This is a genomic window from Dactylosporangium maewongense (assembly GCF_039531485.1).
GTDB classification, from domain to species: Bacteria; Actinomycetota; Actinomycetes; order Mycobacteriales; family Micromonosporaceae; genus Dactylosporangium; species Dactylosporangium maewongense.
This window is the reverse complement of record NZ_BAAAQD010000082.1, coordinates 1-3,612: the sequence shown is the minus strand read 5'-3', so window position 1 is coordinate 3,612 and position 3,612 is coordinate 1. Positions and strand designations below refer to the sequence as shown.

General features: G+C 67.4%; 4 protein-coding genes. All 4 read right to left on the bottom strand.

All coding sequences use genetic code 11. The features are described from left to right. Positions 1-106 precede the first annotated feature (106 nt). Positions 107-697 (bottom strand): carbohydrate ABC transporter permease, encoded by a 591-nt coding sequence (locus tag ABD332_RS59765; protein ID WP_344516061.1) that lies wholly within the window; start codon positions 695-697, stop codon positions 107-109. After that, positions 697-2,187, bottom strand: coding sequence for an ABC transporter substrate-binding protein (locus tag ABD332_RS59760; protein WP_344516059.1), 1,491 nt, complete (start codon positions 2,185-2,187; stop codon positions 697-699). Before ABD332_RS59760 ends, ABD332_RS59765 begins: the two co-directional genes overlap by 1 nt. A 507-nt stretch (positions 2,188-2,694) precedes the next feature. Further along, on the bottom strand, positions 2,695-2,868 hold the full coding sequence (locus ABD332_RS59755) for a CstA-like transporter-associated (seleno)protein (protein ID WP_344516057.1): 174 nt from the start codon (positions 2,866-2,868) through the stop codon (positions 2,695-2,697). Continuing rightward, on the bottom strand, positions 2,865-3,612 hold a 748-nt coding region (locus tag ABD332_RS59750), incomplete at its 5' end, for a carbon starvation CstA family protein (protein ID WP_344516055.1). The genes ABD332_RS59750 and ABD332_RS59755, both read right to left, overlap by 4 nt.

Here is a 3,612-nt window from a genome sequence, read left to right as displayed (position 1 = left end):
ACCTCGGCTACCGCAGCCCCGACGAATACGAGACCGCCTGGCAGACCCACACCGGGCCAGACAACCTCACCCCTGCCCCGACCGGAGGCAGGTAACCACCGCTCCATCAAAGCGGGGGAAGCTCAAGGCCTGGACTGGCTCCGGTTGTGACTTCGGGGCCGGGGACGTGCCCCGCAACCACCGCCGTCATGGCCGTCGAAGGCCGGCCAAGCCAGTTGGTGCTCTCAGCCGCGCCGAGCAGGCCCAGCTGCCGTCCAGCCCAGTCCAAGGGCGAGTAGACCGAGTTGAGCAGCCACAGCCACGATACCGCCGAAATGGTGACCGGAGTCACCCAGGGCAACAGCACGCCGACGCGGACCAGCCAGCGCCCATACACGCGGGCCAGCATGAGCCGGGCCACGATGTTCCCGCCCGCTACGGCGAGCGCGGTCGTCGCCACGGTGATGAGCAGCGTGTTGAGCAGCGATCGCCAGAACACGGGGTCGGCCAGGACGAGGTCGATGTTGGCCAGGCCGACCCAGTCGAAGCTCGGGTCGGCAACGGTCACATCGGAGAGTGCGTAGGCGATGGCCAGGACGACCGGTCCGAGGATGAAGGCAAGGACGTAGCCGGCCGTCGGCACGACGAATAGCATCGCGAGCGCGGTGTCGCGCTCGCGGATGCGGCGGCGACGTTGCGCGAGCGCATGATTTCCCATCAGGCCACCAGACCCCGGGTCTGCCACTTGGCGTAGATGGACCGGGCCTGAGCCGCCGCATCGGCGACCGCGGTTGCGGCGCTGACCTCGCCTCGCGCCGCCCGGGCGAACATATTGGGAACGACGTAGCTGCTGACTATCTCACCGGTGGCGGCGTTCGCCGTGCCCGGGTAGCCAAGGCCGACACTCCACTTGGCAGCATCCGCGAGCAGCGCCAGTTTGTCCGCCGGATTGGCACCGAACGGGTCGCGCCGGAGCCAGTTTGCCAGCTCTGGCGTGCGGCCGGGCCAAGCGCACAAGTCATACAGCATGGACGAGTACGTGGCGGCCGCGAAGTTCGCGGTGTAGTGCAACAAGAACTCCTGACCAGCGGCCGCCCCTGTGGCGTACTTCGGGATGATCCAGTTGTGCACGAGGTGGTGCGCAGCCAGGGCGGTCGCCGGCCCGGCCAGCGCCGGCGCGAAATGGATATCGCCCGCGATCCCGGGCGTGGTCCGCTGTGCGGTCCGCCAGGCGGAGATCGAGTTGCTGATGTAGGACAGCCGCCCGGCGACCAGCCCCTGATTGTTGGAGCTGGGAGTCCACGAGAACACCTCGTCGGTCATGGCCTGGCGGTACAACCGGGCCATAAACTCCACCGCCGCGACGGCCTCGGACCGGTCGAGCGTGACCCGGCCCTCGGCGTCCTGTACGGACGATCCGAACGAGCACAACAGGGACCACCCGACCATATTGGAGTCGAGCTCCTGGGACATCCCCAGGCCGAGCCGGACGCCGGTGGCCCGGCGAATCTCAGTTCCGCCGCGCAACAACTCGTCCCAACTTGCCGGTCCATTGGGCAAGCCGATCGCCGACCACATCGAGCGCCGAAAGTTGCCGGGAACCGGCACCCAGCCAGGCGCGTAGGCGAAATACCGGTTCGTCGTCGGGTTGAAGCTCGACTGCCGGCACAGCTCCGCCTGAGGCCCCCACCGCCGGTTGGCCTCCCGGACGAGATCACTCAGGTCCAGCACCGCGGGCTCGAACTGCGGCAACGGCGCCACATACTGGATGAGGTCGTGCCCGTGACCGGCGTAGATCTCCGCCGCCACCCGGGTCGTGATCTGGCTCAGATCGATGTGGTCGATGCTGACGTCGACGCCGACCCGCCCCGCCCACCGGCGGACGAAGTCGTCGAACCAACGATCGTACGTCGGCACGAAATGGCTCCAGGCGAGGATCCGCAGCGATCCGGACAGCTTTCCCGCCGGCGGTGTGAACTCCTCCTGAGGTATGCCGACGAGCACGCCGGCACCGGAGCCGTCGTCGTCTTCATGAGCGCAGCCGGAGGCGAGCGCCAGCGCGGTCGCCGCAGCGCCACTCATCAGGCGGCGTCTGCTCAGCCCCTCCGCGAGCTGCTGGGTGACGAACCGCCTGCGCCATTTGCCAACCGTAGGCAGCGACGCCGAAGCTGGCGTGACACCTCGCTGTTGGACAAGCCATCCGCGCATGCCAAAACGATCCGCGCCCGCAACGCCAACGCCTGCGCCGTCTTGGCCCGCCGAGCCCAGCCCCGCAACACATCCCGCTCCTAAGCGCTCAGCTCCAGCACTGCCAGCTTCGGACCGCGACCGTCACCCATACCGTCAATCTATCAACGAATCAACGACGCGGAACGCTAGCGGCGGCAGGCGCTTGAGGACGTAGCCGTGCCGTTTGGTAGAGCCGGGCCTCCCAGTTACGGGCTTGTTCGTTGACACGAGGAGACTTCTCCAACTGGTTACAGCTGTAGGGCCGGACGACGCCTCACAGTTGGCGTGGCCCGGCATTGCGCGATGAGGACATAGGGGTTGATCATCTCGCTCGCGAAGTCGCCGAACGCCAAAGACTCCGGCGACACTGCCACACGGGCCGCAGGACCGTGATCGATGAGCAGATCCGTGCTACCTGGTACGACGCCGCCGTCGCGGCCGGCCGGTTTGGTCGAACCCGGTCCGGCCGCGACGGCGATCTGTGCTTCAGCAGCAGCGCACCGCCGTGCCGCTCTTCAGCCGCTCGAACTCCCGGCGGGTCAGCGGGGCTTCCGCCGTGCGGTGTTCCCGGTGGTGTGCGACGTAGTAGTGGTAGCTGTTCTCGCCCGCGATTTCTCGGACGTACCACCACAGTTGCGCCAACAAGTGCCGTACATTCATTGGTCACCGTCCCTGCGCGTGCCGCCGCGATGTTCGGCCGGGGCACCGGCTCCGACGAGTTCCCGGCGCTCGTCGGCGGTGGCGAAGAGGCCAGCCGGCGCGAGGATCGTCGATTCGACGAACGGTGTCTCCGTCGTCGGGAGTTCCCGGCCCCGGATGATCGCCTGGAGGCACACCCGGGCTCCGTCGACGATCACGATGATGATCAGGACCGCGAAGAACACGGACAGCACGCCCTGCACGGTCGAGTTGGTGACGACCTGGTGCATCTGGTCCAGGTTCTTGGCCGGTCCGAGCACCTTGCCGTGCGCGATGGCATCGGCGAACTTCTGGCGCTGGGCGAAGAAGCCCATCGTCGGATCGGCCGAGAAGATCTTCTGGTAGCTGGCGTTCAGCGTCACCGCCGCCTCCCAGGCCAGTGGGACGGCCGTGACCCAGGCCCACTTGAGCCGGCCGCTCTTGACCAGGATGACGGTGACGACGGTCAGTGCCAGGGCGGCGAGCAGTTGGTTGGCGACGGCGAACAGGGGGAAGAGCTGGTTGATGCCGCCGAGCGGGTTGGTGACGCCCGTGTACAGGAAGTAGCCCCATGCGCCGACGACGCCTGCACTGGTCAGCCACACGCCAGGCAGCCAGCTGACCCGGCCGATCGGCTTCCAGATGTTGCCCAGCATGTCCTGGAGCATGAACCGGCCGACCCGGGTCCCGGCGTCGACTGTGGTCAGGATGAACAGCGCCTCGAAC

Coding starts and splice junctions, on each gene's coding strand:
- ABD332_RS59765 (WP_344516061.1), bottom strand. CDS start 697: ATGGGAAATCATGCGCTCGCGCAACGTCGCCGCCGCATCCGCGAGCGC.
- ABD332_RS59760 (WP_344516059.1), bottom strand. CDS start 2,187: ATGCGCGGATGGCTTGTCCAACAGCGAGGTGTCACGCCAGCTTCGGCG.
- ABD332_RS59755 (WP_344516057.1), bottom strand. CDS start 2,868: ATGAATGTACGGCACTTGTTGGCGCAACTGTGGTGGTACGTCCGAGAA.